The organism is Moraxella sp. RCAD0137 (genome assembly GCF_002894025.1).
In the GTDB taxonomy this organism is placed as follows: Bacteria; Pseudomonadota; Gammaproteobacteria; order Pseudomonadales; family Moraxellaceae; genus Moraxella; species Moraxella porci.
This window is the reverse complement of record NZ_LTCC01000013.1, coordinates 1-15,509: the sequence shown is the minus strand read 5'-3', so window position 1 is coordinate 15,509 and position 15,509 is coordinate 1. Positions and strand designations below refer to the sequence as shown.

General features: G+C 47.7%; 17 protein-coding genes. 3 read left to right on the top strand and 14 right to left on the bottom strand.

Going from position 1 to position 15,509, the window contains the following annotated elements:
- The first annotated feature begins 10 nt into the window (after positions 1–10).
- Entirely contained in the window at positions 11–961 is a 951-nt protein-coding gene (gene hemF, locus AZ602_RS08025; RefSeq protein WP_103034462.1) for an oxygen-dependent coproporphyrinogen oxidase, read from the top strand.
- A 67-nt stretch (positions 962–1,028) separates the two neighbouring features.
- Here hemF and AZ602_RS08020 read toward each other — a convergent pair whose 3' ends face one another.
- On the bottom strand, positions 1,029–1,691 hold the full coding sequence (locus tag AZ602_RS08020) for a hypothetical protein (RefSeq protein WP_146025231.1): 663 nt from the start codon (positions 1,689–1,691) through the stop codon (positions 1,029–1,031).
- A 189-nt stretch (positions 1,692–1,880) separates the two neighbouring features.
- On the opposite strand from AZ602_RS08020, the gene AZ602_RS08015 reads away from it, so the two are divergent.
- The gene (locus AZ602_RS08015) at positions 1,881–2,336 is read left to right on the top strand and encodes a cytochrome c (RefSeq protein ID WP_103034460.1); all 456 of its coding nucleotides are present in this window, start codon (positions 1,881–1,883) and stop codon (positions 2,334–2,336) included.
- Between the two features lie 57 nt (positions 2,337–2,393).
- On the opposite strand, the gene AZ602_RS08010 is transcribed toward AZ602_RS08015, so the two are convergent.
- From AZ602_RS08010 to AZ602_RS07955, 12 genes are all read right to left on the bottom strand, one after another.
- Positions 2,394–3,188 carry a crotonase/enoyl-CoA hydratase family protein gene (locus AZ602_RS08010; protein WP_103034459.1) on the bottom strand — a complete coding sequence of 265 codons (795 nt, stop codon included), beginning with the start codon at positions 3,186–3,188 and terminating at the stop codon, positions 2,394–2,396.
- A gap of 99 nt (positions 3,189–3,287) precedes the next feature.
- Complete coding sequence (locus AZ602_RS08005) at positions 3,288–3,791, bottom strand: DUF2726 domain-containing protein (RefSeq protein ID WP_227525202.1); 504 nt, start codon at positions 3,789–3,791, stop codon at positions 3,288–3,290.
- Between the two features lie 91 nt (positions 3,792–3,882).
- Complete coding sequence (locus tag AZ602_RS10355; protein ID WP_103034458.1) at positions 3,883–5,028, bottom strand: LysM peptidoglycan-binding domain-containing protein; 1,146 nt, start codon at positions 5,026–5,028, stop codon at positions 3,883–3,885.
- Between the two features lie 202 nt (positions 5,029–5,230).
- Positions 5,231–6,547 carry a bifunctional tetrahydrofolate synthase/dihydrofolate synthase gene (folC, locus tag AZ602_RS07995; RefSeq protein ID WP_103034457.1) on the bottom strand — a complete coding sequence of 439 codons (1,317 nt, stop codon included), beginning with the start codon at positions 6,545–6,547 and terminating at the stop codon, positions 5,231–5,233.
- 99 nt (positions 6,548–6,646) lie between these two features.
- A complete protein-coding gene (accD, locus tag AZ602_RS07990) occupies positions 6,647–7,513 on the bottom strand; it encodes an acetyl-CoA carboxylase, carboxyltransferase subunit beta (protein ID WP_103034456.1) in 867 nt (288 codons plus the stop codon).
- A 116-nt stretch (positions 7,514–7,629) separates the two neighbouring features.
- A complete protein-coding gene (locus AZ602_RS07985) occupies positions 7,630–8,358 on the bottom strand; it encodes a hypothetical protein (protein ID WP_103034455.1) in 729 nt (242 codons plus the stop codon).
- Between the two features lie 48 nt (positions 8,359–8,406).
- Positions 8,407–9,234, bottom strand: coding sequence for a tryptophan synthase subunit alpha (gene trpA, locus AZ602_RS07980; RefSeq protein ID WP_103034454.1), 828 nt, complete (start codon positions 9,232–9,234; stop codon positions 8,407–8,409).
- A 54-nt stretch (positions 9,235–9,288) separates the two neighbouring features.
- Positions 9,289–9,879 (bottom strand): lipocalin family protein, encoded by a 591-nt coding sequence (locus AZ602_RS07975; RefSeq protein WP_103034453.1) that lies wholly within the window; start codon positions 9,877–9,879, stop codon positions 9,289–9,291.
- A 72-nt stretch (positions 9,880–9,951) separates the two neighbouring features.
- The gene (gene trpB / locus AZ602_RS07970) at positions 9,952–11,166 is read right to left on the bottom strand and encodes a tryptophan synthase subunit beta (RefSeq protein WP_103034452.1); all 1,215 of its coding nucleotides are present in this window, start codon (positions 11,164–11,166) and stop codon (positions 9,952–9,954) included.
- Between the two features lie 27 nt (positions 11,167–11,193).
- On the bottom strand, positions 11,194–11,937 hold the full coding sequence (locus AZ602_RS07965; protein WP_103034451.1) for an SDR family NAD(P)-dependent oxidoreductase: 744 nt from the start codon (positions 11,935–11,937) through the stop codon (positions 11,194–11,196).
- Positions 11,938–12,008: 71 nt separating this feature from the next.
- Positions 12,009–12,680, bottom strand: a complete 672-nt coding sequence (locus AZ602_RS07960) for a phosphoribosylanthranilate isomerase (RefSeq protein WP_103034450.1) — start codon at positions 12,678–12,680, stop codon at positions 12,009–12,011.
- Between the two features lie 77 nt (positions 12,681–12,757).
- Positions 12,758–13,426: a DUF4230 domain-containing protein gene (locus tag AZ602_RS07955; protein ID WP_103034449.1), complete on the bottom strand. Its 669-nt coding sequence runs from the start codon at positions 13,424–13,426 to the stop codon at positions 12,758–12,760.
- A 182-nt stretch (positions 13,427–13,608) separates the two neighbouring features.
- Here AZ602_RS07955 and AZ602_RS07950 point away from each other — a divergent pair, with 182 nt between their 5' ends.
- Positions 13,609–15,327 carry a proline--tRNA ligase gene (locus AZ602_RS07950; protein ID WP_103034448.1) on the top strand — a complete coding sequence of 573 codons (1,719 nt, stop codon included), beginning with the start codon at positions 13,609–13,611 and terminating at the stop codon, positions 15,325–15,327.
- A 104-nt stretch (positions 15,328–15,431) separates the two neighbouring features.
- On the opposite strand, the gene AZ602_RS07945 is transcribed toward AZ602_RS07950, so the two are convergent.
- The coding region (locus AZ602_RS07945; RefSeq protein ID WP_146025225.1) for an IS3 family transposase at positions 15,432–15,509 on the bottom strand (78 nt) is incomplete at its 5' end.

Sequence of the window (15,509 nt, the reverse complement as noted above, 5' to 3'; positions counted from 1 at the left end):
CGAGATAATCATGGAAACACAAATTGCCCACGTACGTGAATTTTTATTAAACTTACAAGACAACATCATCAAGGCACTTGAACATCAAGAACAGACAGGCGGTGTTGATGGTGGTAGCGAGACCAAATTTGTCGCCGATATTTGGGAGCGTCCCGAAGGCGGCGGTGGCAGATCCTGTGTATTCTCAGGCGGTCAAGTCATCGAAAAAGCTGGCGTGATGTTCAGCCATATTCATATCAATCAAATGCCAGCTTCTGCCACCACTCGCCACCCACAGCTGGCTGGTGCAAAGGCACAAGCGCTTGGTGTATCGCTCGTCATCCACCCAAAGAACCCTTATGTACCAACCAGTCATGCCAATGTCAGACTGTTTGTTGCTACCCCTACCGATGGTGGTGAGCCAATTTGGTGGTTTGGCGGTGGCTTTGACTTGACGCCATTTTACCCTTCGCTTGATGATGTCAAGCACTGGCACAAGGTGGCTTATGAGCTGTGTCAGCCTTTTGGTAACGATGTCTATGACAAATACAAAACATGGTGCGATGAGTATTTTTATCTTAAGCACCGTGGCGAGTGCCGTGGCGTGGGCGGTCTGTTTTATGATGATGTCAACACAGCTAGCACAGGTTGGGATTTTGAAACTTGTTTTGCATTCATGCAGGCAGTCGGTCAGGGCTATATCGATGGCATTGTGCCGATTTTTGAAAATAACAAACATCGCGCCTATGGCGAGCGTGAGCGTCATTTTCAACTGTATCGCCGTGGTCGCTATGTCGAGTACAACTTGGTTTATGACCGCGGCACGCTGTTTGGACTGCAATCCAATGGCCGTACTGAGTCGATTTTGGTATCGATGCCACCACTGGCTGCATGGGAATACCGCTATGAACCGGCAGCTGGCACCCCTGAATTTGAGCTGACGGATTTTTATCTAAAGCCAAAAGATTGGCTGGCACTGTGATGCACAGATCAGTGATCACCCCTTAACCAAAAAAGCATCGCTTATGATGAGCGATGCTTTTTTAGATTTAAACAGATTCGTCAAGTTTTTTAAAGTCGATTCTGGTTTCACCCGTCGGTATGCCTCGAGCATAGATTCTTGGGATTTTGCCCATCAGCGTATTGTCCTGCTCGATGATGGTTTCATAGTCACAAATCAGGCGTTCATCAACTCGGCGATGGCTCAGATCAGCATTCAGTGCAGGATCGATTTGGCTGTATAAGCGCCACACGACGCGATCGCCCTGCTGCAGCGTCGATGAAGTGAGCGTAAAGATGCTACCGCCCTCATCACAGCCGATGTGCGTCTTATCAAAATCAAATCCCACCTCCGTGATCGGGTGCGCATCCATAAAGCCAAAGATCCGATCGCTGGCATAGACATCTTGGCGGACATAAGGCCAAACGCAGTAGCGCAAGAAAAACTGATCGGTGTGCTGATGACGCTTGGGATTTTCTGCCAAATAACCCATCATCATGCCAAGCATATTTGGCACACCGCCTGCCTTAGCACCCCACAGACCCGCCAAAATCAGCTCAGTGTGCGAGCCTGAATCTCGAATGGTATGAAAGGTTTTGCCGCTATCGATCCACGCGCGCACGCTTGTCGCTTCACGATGCGAGATGACAGAATCCACATCACGGAACACGACATAACCCAGTGACGCATCATCCGAATCTTCACAGCTCAAATCATCCGCCTTTGATCCGGCTTTGTTAATTTTTGGTATTTTGTTTAATTTTTGTTTCATTTTCATCTAAATTAAGGTTTTTTGGCAGCTTTTTCGGTAAAATGCAATTTTCAATTTATTGCAATGACAAATTGCGTATAAATAAATTTAGCCATTGATTTTTTAGCCACCGATAAAAAGGAAGTAACCATGTTTCACAAAATCGCTCTAGCTTCTGTGCTGTCTGCTGTTGTTCTGACTGGCTGCAACAACGCAGCGACGACCACCGCCCAAGACAACACCCTGATCGAAAATCGCACCAAGCTGATGAAAGACTGGCGTCAAGCCAATGAAGGCATGAAAGCCATGATGGAAAATCCAGCCACCTTTGATGCTGCCACCTTTAAAGAACGCGCTGATTTCATCGCCAATAATACCACCACCATGTGGACTTATTTTGACGGTGAAACTGCCAAAGGTGGCGACGCACAAGACGCCATTTGGGCAGATGCTGCTGGCTTTAAAGCAGAAACTGAAAAATTCACCGCTGCTGCTAACGCCTTGGCTGCGGCAGCTGCGACCGCGACCAGTACTGCTGATGTCGAGGCACTGTATGGCGAGATGGCAAGCAGCTGCGGCTCATGCCACAAAGTTTATAAAAAATAAGCCTAGCATCACAAAAGCTGCCGACTGTTTGGCAGCTTTTTTTGTTTGATGCATACATCATCCAAATTGTCGCTTGATGAATGACACGCTGTCATCTTTGGCTTTTTTGATGGCAAGCTTGCGATTTTTGCCAAGCATCAGGCGGATTTGCCACAGTTTTTCTTGGTACAGTGCCAGATAATCAAGGCGGCGATCGGCATACATCACGCGTTTGGCGGCCAGTACTGCATCTGGCGAGCGCGCTTTTATATCCTTGATCAATGACTTGGCATGCGCCTTTGGATCATCCGATACCTGTGTAATGATCCCAGCGGCCAACGCCGCCTCGGCATCGATCATCTGTGCAGTCATCGCAAGCTTTGCCACATGATCACGACGCACGTCGGCTGCCGTCTGCGTGATGCCCATATCCGCCACCAGACCCCATTTGGCCTCCAGTACCGAAAATCTCGCCTGATCACTTGCCATGCGTATGTCAGCACCCAAAGCCAACTGCAACCCACCGCCAATACACACGCCATCAATCACCGCGATCACCGGCACAGGCAGCGATCGCCAAATCAGACACACTTGTTGAAACTTACTCGGTGTCGGCTTGATCAGCTGATACGCGGCAAATGCCATGTTTTTGGGATTATTTAAATCTGCCAAATCCAGCCCAGAACAAAAATCCGCGCCTGCACCCTCCAAAATCACCGCTCGCAGATGCCGCTGTTTTTTGATGGACTTGGCAGCATCGATCAGCTCATCCATCATCACAAAGCTAAGCGCATTTTTCTTATCAGGGCGATTAAGTGTAATGGTCGCAATGTCATCGCTGATCTGTACGAGAATTTGGCGATAATGAGTCATGATAATCCTTAATCAATCAAATAATAAAGCTTTAGTGTAACAAAAGACAGTCAAATTTTAAGCGATCATTGTCAACTCATCAGTCAAATTCCACCCATCTCAACGATAAGCGCGCAGCACGCTGATGACCTCATGGCGAATCATCTGTGCCGATGGCATTTTTTCGGCATGAAAGCGAATGATGGGAATGCCTGCACTGGCAAGCGCCTTATCTTTTTTGGCATCTTGCTTTTGGCGAGTTTTACTCTCATGCGTCCAATCATCAAGCTCAATGGCAGCCAGCACCGTTTGCAGATCTTCATCAACCAGCACAAAATCAACACTTTGACGACAGACACGATTGAACCAAAACTGGCGCTCATCCGCCACCTCTTCGGTCGGCTCAATCATCCGAGATAACTGAACTTGTCCAAACAGATGAAATTCTGGCAATGCCATTTTTAATTTTTTATAAAACAGCACCTCGCTGTCAGTCATCAAAGGCATCGGCTCAAACGGCCAAACTGGCAGATCATCGCCTTTAATTTTTTTGGCTTTTGGGCGAAACAGCACATATAAAACTGCGCACACAAGCAGTAGCCCAACGATGAAAATATAATCCAAAATATACTCTTTTTATTGTGACATATCAGCCATTAACAGATGCAAAAAGCACGGCAGAATCCGTGCTTTTGACTGATGGGCTTTGGTCGGTTTATTGTACTTGATGCACAAAAGCACCTGGCGCACTGACGCGTGAGTCATCAGCGATTTTTTTGCGCAAGGCTTTGGCACCCTCTTCGCTTTTTTCATTACCCACCAACACTCGCAGGCCACGACTGGTGCTGCTGGTAGTCACACGATAGCCTGCTGCACGATATTGTTTGACGATCTCATCAACTTTTTCTTTGTCTGGTGAGATGGCAACTTGTACCGTGTAGCGGCCAGACATCTGCGGATTTTGTGACTTGGTTTCGGTCTTGGTGTCCGATTTTTTGGTGTCGGATTTTTCTGTTGATTTATTTTGAGTGGTGTTGCTTGACTTGGATGCCTCTGACTTGGCAGCTTCCTGCTTGGCCTTGGCCTCGCGAGCTTTGTTATCGCGCTCCAAACGCGCCACTTGAGATGCCGACGGGATCTTAATGCTGCGACCTGCGCGCAACAGATCATGGCGCGTCATACCATTGGCCTCAGCCAATGCCGCCACAGAAACACCATGGCGATTGGCGATGCCCTGCCAAGTCTCACCCGCTTGGACTTCATAAGTACCTGCTTTGGCTGGTGCTTTGACTTCTTTGGTATCAGATTTGGTATCAGCCTTGTTGTCGTCAGTTTTTTTAGCGTCTTGTGCCTTGGCTTGCTGGCTTTGGGATTTGGCCGCTTGTTCGGCTTTTTTGGCCGCCTCTTCAGCTTTTTTGGCTTCTTCAGCCTTACGCGCAGCTTCGATGGCTTCTGGGCGTGTCTGCACCGTCGGCGCTGCGATCAGCTCACTTTTAGCGGCGCTGTCAGCAGAAACTTCTTGAGTATTGCTTAAAGGACGACCTGTGGCCTCGGCATTGGCCTTATCCAATGCCTGTTTGCGCGCGTTGTTTTGTTCTTCAAGCAGTGCAGCGGCTTGTTTTTGCATTTGCAGATTATGCGCCTCACGCGCACGCTGTTTTTCGGCAAGTAGGCGCTCTTCTGTGGCGACATCAGCAGTTAAAGGTTGCACCACTGGTTTGGCAACTTTGGTCGTGGTGGTATCTTCGGCGGCTGCCTGTGCAGCAGCATCCGCCGCAGAATCATTTTTTGCCAATGCAAAAAAAGCCACGCTACCACCAATGATGAGCGCCACACCCAACATAACTTGCTTTGATACCATAACCTATCAACCTCATCACCAAGCCTGCTCTACACAGGCCAAGTATTATCATATCCGATCGACTGCATCCATCACTGATATGATGCAGTCATCTTAAACTATTAAAAATATAATTTTTTGGGCAAATTGTCAAGCTGTTTCATCAAAAGCATGCTTTACAACACTGCGATCATTGCCATCATCTTGTATTGATCATAATGCGTTAATAAGGCCTACCCAGCAATGCCACCAAGCTCTCACCAATGGTATGAAATGAGCCAAATGCCACAATCAGATCCTCTGGACGACTGACGTCAATTACCCCATGCGCGGCTTGATCGAGCGTTTCATAAGTGCTGATCTGCACTGGATCGACATAACGCTCTGTGATGCCAAGCAATTCATCTAAAGGCATGGCGCGCGAATGATCGATGGCTGCCATGTGCCACGACGCCATCGGAAGCTTGTTTGCATCCATCGCTGCTTTGAGATGATGCAACACTGCCGATACATCCTTATCCCCCAGCATCGAGAATAAGAAATACAGCTTGGCATCAGGATGCTTGACAAGATGCATCTGCCACGCGGTCGTCAGCTGTTTTAACAAAAACTTGATACCGTCTTCATTGTGGGCAACATCAAAAATCCACTGACGATCATGAATCACTCTTTGGTCAAATCGTCCTGCCAACTGCACCACAGATAGACCGTGCTTGATGGCATCTAGGCTGATGCCAAGATTGCTTGCTTGGATGGCGGCAGCCGCATTGACGGCGTTTTGTAGAGATAATTTTGGCAATGGCAACTGTGCCGTTAGACTGGCCGATGACCAAATCCAGCCATCGCCTTTGGCAAGATAATCATAATCCACTCCCAGCTGATAAACCTTGGCATTATGCTGCTTTGCGATCTGAGTGGCGCTATTTGGTAGTTTTTCATCACCCAAAATCACAGGAATGCCCTCACGGATGATGCCGGCTTTTTCTGCACCGATTTTTTCGATATCATCACCCAGCCAATCCACATGATCAATGCCAATATTGGTAATCACCGCCACATCAGGATCGATGATATTGACCACATCCAATCGTCCGCCCAGCCCAATCTCAAGCACCCACACATCGCAGTCTGCCTGCTTAAACAGCCAAAATGCCGCCAAAGTCGTCATCTCAAAAAACGACAATGACAAGCCCTCAGCCAGACGAGCCGACTCCACCGCTTCAAATGCCAAAATCAACGCCTCATCACTCGCCTCGATGCCATCAATCCGCACTCGTTCGGTGAATGACACCAAATGCGGTGATTGATACAATGCGGTCTTTAGCCCTGCACTTTGGCAGATGGCAGCGATGGTTGCTGTGGTTGAGCCTTTACCGTTGGTACCTGCGACAGTAAAGATCGTTGGCTTCTTTTTTAAATCCGCCTTTAACACACCCAATCGCTTAGCAACTGGCAATACCCGCTCAAGCCCCATATCGATGGCGGATACATGGATACTGCCCATATAGGTGAGCCATTGGCTAAGATTTTTTGTGCTCATGTGAATTTTTCCAAAAATTTTGGCATATTGTAAACTTATCCTCGCCCAAACACAACAAAACACCCAAAACCATCGGTCTTGGGTGTTGTATTACTAAGCTTATGCAACGGCTTTGGATAATTTTGCCAAAATGCGATGCGTGGTATCAATCAGCTGATGACGGTGCACCACCATGTCCACCGTGCCTTTTTCGAGCAAAAATTCAGCACGCTGGAACGGCTCATCAAGCACTTCACGCACCGTCTGTTCGATCACTCGCTTACCTGCAAAGCCAATCATCGCCTTAGGCTCAGCGATATGTACATCGCCAAGCATGGCAAGACTTGCTGTCACCCCGCCATAGACTGGATTGGTTAGGATCACCACATAAGGCACACCAGCCAATCTTAGACGCTCAATCGCAGCACTGGTGCGAGCCATCTGCATGAGCGATAATAAGCCCTCTTGCATACGCGCACCACCTGATGCAGCAAAACAGACCAGTGGCTTACGCTCTGCCAAGGCTTTTTCGGCAGCTTGGACAAATCGATCACCCACCACTGAGCCCATCGAACCACCCATAAAGCGAAAATCAAACGCACAAGCAATGACATCCAGATTCTTAAGTTTACCTGCCATCACCACCAAACCCTCAGACTCACCTGTCTTGGTCTGCGCTTCTTTCATACGCTCAGGATAAGGCTTGGAATCGACGAAGTTTAGCGGGTTGCCTGCGGTGAACTCTTGACCCAGCTCAGCATCCACACTATCAAAGAACCACTCTAGACGCTTACGAGCCGTCATGGTCAGATGATGGTCGCACTCAGGGCAAACATATTGATTCAAAATCAGTGCTGTATTAGTGGTCAGAGAATGGCACTCAGGACACTCTGTGGACGGTTCGGTCTCTACTGCCGTGGGGGCGTGAATTTGGTTTTGTTTAATGCTAGGCACTTCTCTATCTAGCCAAGTGGTTGCTTGTGTCATGCTCCGCCCTTGTGTGAAATTGTCAAAACAATGCTAAGTTGAATGAAATTTATCTAGTTTACACTTGTTTTTGTCATTTGGCAAATGGTTTATTGTCATCGTCCACGCTTTTTGTCTTATTTGACATAAACAAACTGCTTGCCATTATAACGATAACGCAGCACTCTTTTGGTGACTTCTCCTTCAGGATATTGCTCGTTTTCTATCACCACAGGAATGCTAAATTCTTTTTTCTTGGCATTGACCCAAATCAGCTTCTCCAACTCATCAGGTATAGAAAAAGGATTATATGCAAAGTCAATAGTATGCGTCAGCCCTTGTTTGGTCTTAATCAGCTTGGCAGGCGTTGGCGTGTGGTTTTTGATTGTGTACAGACTAATGGCTTGCCCATTGAGTGCTGTATAGCCAGCTACCCAATCATTAATAAGATACAGCATCTTACCGCCGATATCCATCTGATGAATGCCTAGCACATAGCCATCACTTCCATTTACAACAGTTGGCTGCTTGCCCTTTTGGTATTGCAAGACACTTTGAAACTCCTTCATTGTGCCACCGCCATCTACTTGCCAATCCATACTCATCAGATGTTTGTCTGGCGAATACTGCACATTAAGCTTCAAGTCCGACCAATGACAATCAAGACTTCGTTTGTCTTTTAGAGTGTTGACCACCAACTTATAAAAGGCTTGCTCGTCATGGCTGTCATCAGCAAAACTTCTATAACTTTGATAAGCCGCATTTATCTCTTTGACTGCATTTTGGCAAAAATCACTGGCATGGCTGACACCGCTTAATGGCAGTAAGCTAAGTAGTAAAACAGAAATCAAAGATTGGGTTTTCATCATCACTCTCAAATACAAAAAAGTACTCAAATTATTTTAAAGCGATTTTTAACACTCGTCAATCGCCGCCCGAAGTTCGTCCATTTTTGCCAAAATGGCAGCGATGGCATCGTCAATTTTTGCCTTATTATCACCAACATCAGCAAAATGACGCACCAGCTCACTGCCGACAATCACCCCATCTACCACCGCACCGAGCGCCTTGGCAGATGCGCCATCACGAATACCAAAGCCGACACACACAGGAATATCAGTTTCGGCTTTGATTTTTTGGACTTGCTCGCTGACTGCTGCCACATCCAAAGAGTCTGAGCCTGTGACACCTTTTAATGACACATAATAAATAAATCCACTACACTCTGCGATGACCTTAGCACGGCGAGCCGGTTCGGTGGTTGGGGATAGTAGGAAAATTTGGTTCATTGGGTTGTCGGTGCGTGCGGTAAGCTGTTTTGGAAAATCGCCCGCTTCTTTTGGTGGCAGATCCACCATCAAAATCGCATCCACGCCAGCATCGGCGCACAGATCGCTAAAGGCGTCATAGCCAATGATTTCAACAGGGTTCAGATAGCCCATCACCAGCACAGGCGTCGTGGTGTTGGTCTTACGAAATTCTCGCACCATCTCGATGGCATCGCGAGTGCTTGTGCCTGCTGCCAAGGCGCGCTCAGCAGCGTGAGCAATCACAGGACCATCTGCCATCGGATCGCTAAATGGCAAGCCAACTTCGATGATATCCGCCCCATGCGCCACAAGCTTGTGCATCAAATCCACCGTCACGAGAGGATACGGGTCACCTGCCATGATATAAGGAATTAGAGCTTTTTTATTTTGGGCTTTGAGATTTTCAAAGGTTGTTTCGATACGGGTTTTCATGATTTACTCTTTTAATTATCATTCAACATGCCAAGATTGGCATTGTATTGCTGATCAGCGCGAATGATGCAGGGTGCGCTGAAGTTTGGCGATGTCATAGCCTTGATTTTTAGCCGTGCTAAGCAGACTTTGATAAGCTGCTTCATCCATCGATGGCGTGCGTGACAGCACCCACAGATATTTGCGGTTCGGCGTACCGACCAAAGCATGCTGATAGTTATCATCCAAGGCCAGCACCCAATAATCCGCCTTGGTCAAAGGTAGCCAGCGCAGTCCCTCTGGCAAAAAAGTCACCTTCAGCTCACTGCCTGTTTCATTTGCCTTGGTGGCTTCACCGATGCTTTGAATGGTGCTGCCATCGGCTTTTTTGCAGCGATTGTCCACCAGAATGCTGCCAGATGGGTTTAGGCTATAGGTTGCAGTGACATCACTGGCGCAATTACGCTGAAAATACATCGGCAATCTGGCAATTTCATACCAAGTGCCGACATAGCGATTCAGATCCAGCTGGTTCACCGACTGCGGTACTGCTGCTGTCGAACGGCTTGGCGTCAATGTCGTGCAGGCGCTCAAGATGATGGCACCGCCTACCACGACAAGCAGTGCCTTTGGCAAGATATATTTATCTTTTAGTTTTGATAACATATCATTTCCTTTTAGATCCAAATCCACCGAGTGGCACTGATATTTTTCATTAATGTCGCTTGGCAGTGTCACTCAATCCACATCAATCCCATCAACTTTCATTACCGTGTGTAAATCCTTATCGCCACGACCTGACATATTGACGATGATGGACTGATCAGGACGCATCGTTGCAGCCAGCTTCATGCCGTATGCCACTGCGTGCGAGCTTTCGAGCGCTGGGATGATGCCTTCTTTACGGGTGACTTCACGAAATGCGTGCAGGGCTTCTTCATCGGTTGCGCCAACATAGTTCACACGGTTTATGTCCTTTAAAAAACTATGCTCAGGGCCGACACCTGGATAATCCAGCCCTGCTGAGATCGAGTGCGTACCTAGGATTTGTCCTTCGTCATCACACATCAGATAGGTGCGATTGCCATGCAGCACACCAATGCGACCTGCTTGTAGCGGTGCGGCATGATGCGGTGTATCGATGCCCAGTCCATTGGCTTCGACACCATACATCGCCACTTCAGTGTCGTCTAAGAAATCATAAAACAGACCAATGGCATTACTACCGCCACCGACGCACGCCACGAGCGCATCAGGCAGTTTGCCTGTTTTTTCTAGATGCTGGACACGAGCTTCACGACCGATAATCGCCTGAAAATCACGCACCAATAGCGGATACGGATGCGGCCCTGCGACTGTGCCGATGATATAATAGGTACTATCAACATTGGCGACCCAGTCACGCATCGCTTCATTCATCGCATCTTTGAGCGTGCGAGAGCCACTGGTCACAGGCACAACCGTTGCGCCCAAAAGACGCATCCGATAGACATTCATCTTTTGGCGTTCGACATCATCAGCACCCATATAGACGATACACTCAAGCCCCAATCGCGCTGCAATCGTCGCCGTCGCCACGCCATGCTGACCTGCACCAGTCTCGGCGATGATGCGTTTTTTGCCACTCATTTTGGCAAGTAGTGCTTGACCGATGGTGTTATTTACTTTGTGCGCACCTGTGTGGTTCAAATCTTCACGCTTAAAATAAATCTGCGCCCCACCAATCTCATCCGACAGACGGCGAGCATGATACAGCGGCGTCGGACGACCCACATAATCGGTCAAATCCGCCATAAACTGCGCCCAAAATTCAGGATTGGCTTTGGCTTGATGATACAAAACTTCCAGCTCTTCCAAAGCTTTCATCAAGGTCTCAGACACAAAACGGCCACCATGCACACCAAAATGCCCATCAGCATCAGGATAGTTATTATAATTCACTACATCTGTCATTACATTTGCCTTATCATTAAAAGAAAATTAAATATCTCGAGCCACTGCCAAGCCTGCATAAGTCTGTGCTGTCGGCATCATCTCAATGGCGTTGATATTCACATGCCATGGCTGAGCGACCACCCATTGTACAGTATTGCTAATATCTTTGGCGGTCAAAAATTCCACACCTGTATAGACGGCTGCCGCTTTATCATCATCACCCTTAAAGCGGACATTGCTAAACTCTGTACCACCGCACATTCCTGGTTCGATATTGGTCACTCGCACACGAGTGCCAATCAAATCAGCACGCAGATTATTGCTAAACTGCTTGACAAATGCCTTACTCGCGCCATAAACATTGGCACCAAAATACGGATGATTGCCCGCCGTTGAGCCAATATTAATCACTGTACCGGCATTATTTGCCACCATAAACGGTAGTACAATCTGCGTCACCGTCACAAGTCCCTTGATATTGACATCAATCATCGTCTGCCAATCACTCAAATCTGCTCGATGAGCAGGCTCAAGCCCCAAAGCAAGCCCTGCATTATTCACCAGCACATCAATGCTCGCCAAATCAATCGCTGATAAGCTTGCCTGCACCGCTTGAGTATCTGACACATCAAAGCATAGCGGCACAAATCGCTCACCAAGCTCAGCACACAAGGCGTCTAGCTTATCCATGCGTCTGCCATTGCCATAGACAGCATGTCCTGCTGATACAAAATCACGGGCGATTTGTTCGCCAAATCCTGCCGTCGCCCCTGTGACGATGATGTTCATGATTTATTCCTTTTTATTTGGATAAAATTAATTTAACAAACCGAAGTTCATTGTACCGATAAAATGTGCTTTTAGCAATTTTTTGACGCATTTTTATTGGTGGATATGTCATTGGCATTCTTAGCAAATTCCGCCATCTTATGTGCATTCTTGATGCCCTTGGCAGACTCAATGCCACCGCTGACATCCAAAGCATACACGGGCAAATCCGCTGTCATCGCGACATTGTCAGGTGTCAATCCCCCTGCCAAAATAATCGGCAAGGGCGAATCGGTAGGAATCAGCGACCAATCAAATCGCTCACCCGTACCACCAAATTTATCCGCATGGTAAGCATCCAGCAAAATCGAGCTCGCCCCCGCCATCTGATACTCACGGATGAGTGCCAAGATGCTCGTCGGCGTGTGGCGTGTGGCATCGATACGCAGTGCCTTAATCCAGCGTTTATTAACAAGGCCAGCTTGACGCTGACACTCATCAGGCGACTCATCGCCATGAAACTGAATGACATCAACCGCCACATAGCGAGCAATCGCCATCAGCTCATCATCACTGATATTCACCACGAGTGCCACAAGACTGGTAAAGGCAGGTACTGCTTGGGCAAGCTGTTTTGCCTGCTCGATACTGACCGCTCTTGGGCTTGGCGGATAAAAGACCAAACCGATGGCATCAACGCCAACTGCCACCGCTTGCTGGATGTCTTCACAGCGAGTCAATCCGCAATATTTAAGTTTTTTCATGATGTTGCTTAGCTTTGTTTTATAAATACAATGAAAAATGCCAAATCAGCCAATCAACTTGGCACAAGTTTGGCTTGTTATGGCTTGAGTGCAAGCTTGCATGCCGCTGTGCCTTGGGTGCTGACTTCGACCACACTACCTGTCAGCATAAACAGACTTTTGATTTGCTCAGCAGCGCTCGTCATCGCAAGGTTTAGCACATCGCCTTGGCAAGCTTTGGCAAGCACTTCGGCTTTGGCATCTGCTTGCACTTGGGCGAATAACTTAGGATCACCTGCCACCGTACCAAATAGCCCCGTCTGCCAGTCATAGACTTCGATATCATCCAAAAACACTTCAAACACCTGCGATGGCGGTAGTGTGATATGTACCCGATCGATGGTTTCGCCTTGCTCGTTTTTGGTTTGGCTAATTTGTACCATCTCAGCACTGAGACCACCAAGATCCACGCCAGCCAGCACTCGCCCTTTGATGATGAATAAGCCTTTTTGTTTATCCTGCCACAGATTTTGCCAAGTGCCTGCCTTGTCTGCCGTCACGATGGTATCCACGCTATAAGCCACTGTCTGTAGTCGTGATAGCGTCTGGATTTCGGTGACGATACCGTCTTTGGTGATGGTGCTGACATAGTTATCCGACTTATTGACAAGCCAAAACCCTGCCATCGCCAAAATCGCCACCATCACTAAGATAAGTAGCACATAGGCAAGTGCATTGCCTGTTTGTTTGCTTTGGGGAATTTGCATCAGTATTCACCTAATCAATCGTTTAAGATTAAAATACCACAAAAGCCTGACAAATTGTGTAAAAATTGCGGAAATTTAGTTGCATAAATGGCGTTTTTTGCCGTAAGATAGACAGGTTATCTTTTATCGATTTTATTGTTTAACGTATTTGCAAATTATCATTAGATTTTATAAGGTTAGCTATGAAAGCCAGTCAATTTTTATTCGCCACATTAAAAGAAACGCCAAACGATGCCGACATCGTCTCAAGTCAGCTGATGGTGCGCGCCGGTCTGATTCGTAAGCTGGCATCAGGTCTGTATGTCTGGATGCCAATGGGTCTTCGAGTACTCAAGCGTGTCGAACGCATCGTGCGTGAAGAGATGGATGGTATCGGTAGCCAAGAGCTGCTCATGACCGTCACTCAGCCGGGTGAGCTGTGGCATGAGTCTGGCCGCTGGGAAGATTATGGTGCAGAGTTGCTCCGCTTCAAAGACCGCCATCAGCGTGATTTTGTGCTTGGCCCAACCCACGAAGAAGTCATCACTGACATCGCTCGCAATGAACTAAAAAGCTACAAACAGTTGCCAGTCACTTTTTATCAAGTACAAACCAAATTCCGTGACGAAATCCGCCCACGCTTTGGGGTGATGCGCGCTCGTGAATTTACCATGAAAGATGCCTATTCTTTCCACATTGACAAAGAATCACTGGCCGAGACTTATCAAGATATGTACGATGCGTATAGCCGTGTCTTTAGCCGTCTAGGGCTTAAGTTCCGTGCGGTACAAGCGGACACAGGCTCTATCGGTGGCTTTGCATCGCATGAGTTTCATGTCCTAGCTGACAGCGGTGAAGATGATATCGCCTTCTCAAGCGAATCAGAGTATGCCGCCAATGTCGAGCTTGCCGAAGCGATCTGCACTGATGTTCGCCAAGCGCCAAGCCAAGCACGCCAAGATGTCGATACGCCAAATATGCCAACTTGTGAAGCAGTGGCAGAGCATCTGGGCATCGCCCTGACTCAGACGGTCAAGACCTTGATTGTCAAAGGTGCGTATAGCGAAGAAAATCCTGATGCACCAAAACTTGTGGCGCTCGTATTGCGTGGCGATCACACATTGAACGAAATCAAAGCCGAAAAAATCGCCGCCGTCCATGCACCACTGACCATGGCAAGCGAAGAAGAAATCAAAGCCGCTGGCCTAATCAAAGGCTATATCAGTGTCGATCTCACCATCCCTGTCTATGTCGATCGTGCCGCCGCTGCACTATCTGACTTCGTCTCAGGTGCCAATATCGAGCATAAGCACACCACGGGTATGAACTGGGAGCGTGATGCCGCCATCACCGAAGTCGTCGATATCCGCAATGTCGTCGATGGCGACCCATCACCAGATGGTAAAGGCGTGCTGTCTATCAAACGCGGTATCGAAGTTGGTCATATTTTCCAATTGGGTGATAAATACTCAAAAGCCCTGAACTGCTCAGTGCTTGGCAAAGAAGGTAAGCCTGTGACCTTGATGATGGGTTGTTATGGTATCGGAGTGAGCCGTATCATCGCTGCCGCCATCGAACAAAACCATGATGACAATGGCATCATCTGGGCAGAGCCGCAAGACAAAGCCGATAGCATCGCACCGTTTTATGTCGCTATCGTGCCGATGAAATCAAAAGACGGTCAAGCCGAACAAAAAGCCGAAGAGCTGTACCAAACGCTCAAATCTCGTGGCATCAATGTACTACTAGATGACCGTGATGAGCGACCAGGGGTGAAATTTGCTGACCTTGAGCTTATCGGTATCCCACATCGTATCGTCGTTTCTGAACGCAATCTTGCCGAAGGCAAATATGAATATGTCAATCGTGCCAATGGCGAAAAAGTGATGCTGGATCTTGAAGAAGTCTTGGCAAAATTCTAATCGCTAAGCCAGTTTGGCTAATATAAACCACACCCCAAAAGTTGGACTGGGTTGCCAGCTTTGAACCGACCCCCAATTCTTAGACACCAGTTTAAGATTAACGGTTAAGGTTTAATAAAGGACTGAGTTCTGTATTGTACAGGACTCAGTCCTTTTAATTTTACTTTTATTCTATCATGATT

What these genes read in the sequence shown, in the direction of transcription:
- accD (WP_103034456.1), bottom strand. Translation starts at nt 7,513, where the DNA reads ATGACACAAGCAACCACTTGGCTAGATAGAGAAGTGCCTAGCATTAAA.
- trpA (WP_103034454.1), bottom strand. Translation starts at nt 9,234, where the DNA reads ATGAAAACCCGTATCGAAACAACCTTTGAAAATCTCAAAGCCCAAAAT.
- AZ602_RS08010 (WP_103034459.1), bottom strand. Translation starts at nt 3,188, where the DNA reads ATGACTCATTATCGCCAAATTCTCGTACAGATCAGCGATGACATTGCG.
- AZ602_RS10355 (WP_103034458.1), bottom strand. Translation starts at nt 5,028, where the DNA reads ATGGTATCAAAGCAAGTTATGTTGGGTGTGGCGCTCATCATTGGTGGT.
- AZ602_RS07955 (WP_103034449.1), bottom strand. Translation starts at nt 13,426, where the DNA reads ATGCAAATTCCCCAAAGCAAACAAACAGGCAATGCACTTGCCTATGTG.
- AZ602_RS07950 (WP_103034448.1), top strand. Translation starts at nt 13,609, where the DNA reads ATGAAAGCCAGTCAATTTTTATTCGCCACATTAAAAGAAACGCCAAAC.
- AZ602_RS08015 (WP_103034460.1), top strand. Translation starts at nt 1,881, where the DNA reads ATGTTTCACAAAATCGCTCTAGCTTCTGTGCTGTCTGCTGTTGTTCTG.
- AZ602_RS07985 (WP_103034455.1), bottom strand. Translation starts at nt 8,358, where the DNA reads ATGAAAACCCAATCTTTGATTTCTGTTTTACTACTTAGCTTACTGCCA.
- hemF (WP_103034462.1), top strand. Translation starts at nt 11, where the DNA reads ATGGAAACACAAATTGCCCACGTACGTGAATTTTTATTAAACTTACAA.
- trpB (WP_103034452.1), bottom strand. Translation starts at nt 11,166, where the DNA reads ATGACAGATGTAGTGAATTATAATAACTATCCTGATGCTGATGGGCAT.
- AZ602_RS07965 (WP_103034451.1), bottom strand. Translation starts at nt 11,937, where the DNA reads ATGAACATCATCGTCACAGGGGCGACGGCAGGATTTGGCGAACAAATC.
- folC (WP_103034457.1), bottom strand. Translation starts at nt 6,547, where the DNA reads ATGAGCACAAAAAATCTTAGCCAATGGCTCACCTATATGGGCAGTATC.
- AZ602_RS07975 (WP_103034453.1), bottom strand. Translation starts at nt 9,879, where the DNA reads ATGTTATCAAAACTAAAAGATAAATATATCTTGCCAAAGGCACTGCTT.
- AZ602_RS07960 (WP_103034450.1), bottom strand. Translation starts at nt 12,680, where the DNA reads ATGAAAAAACTTAAATATTGCGGATTGACTCGCTGTGAAGACATCCAG.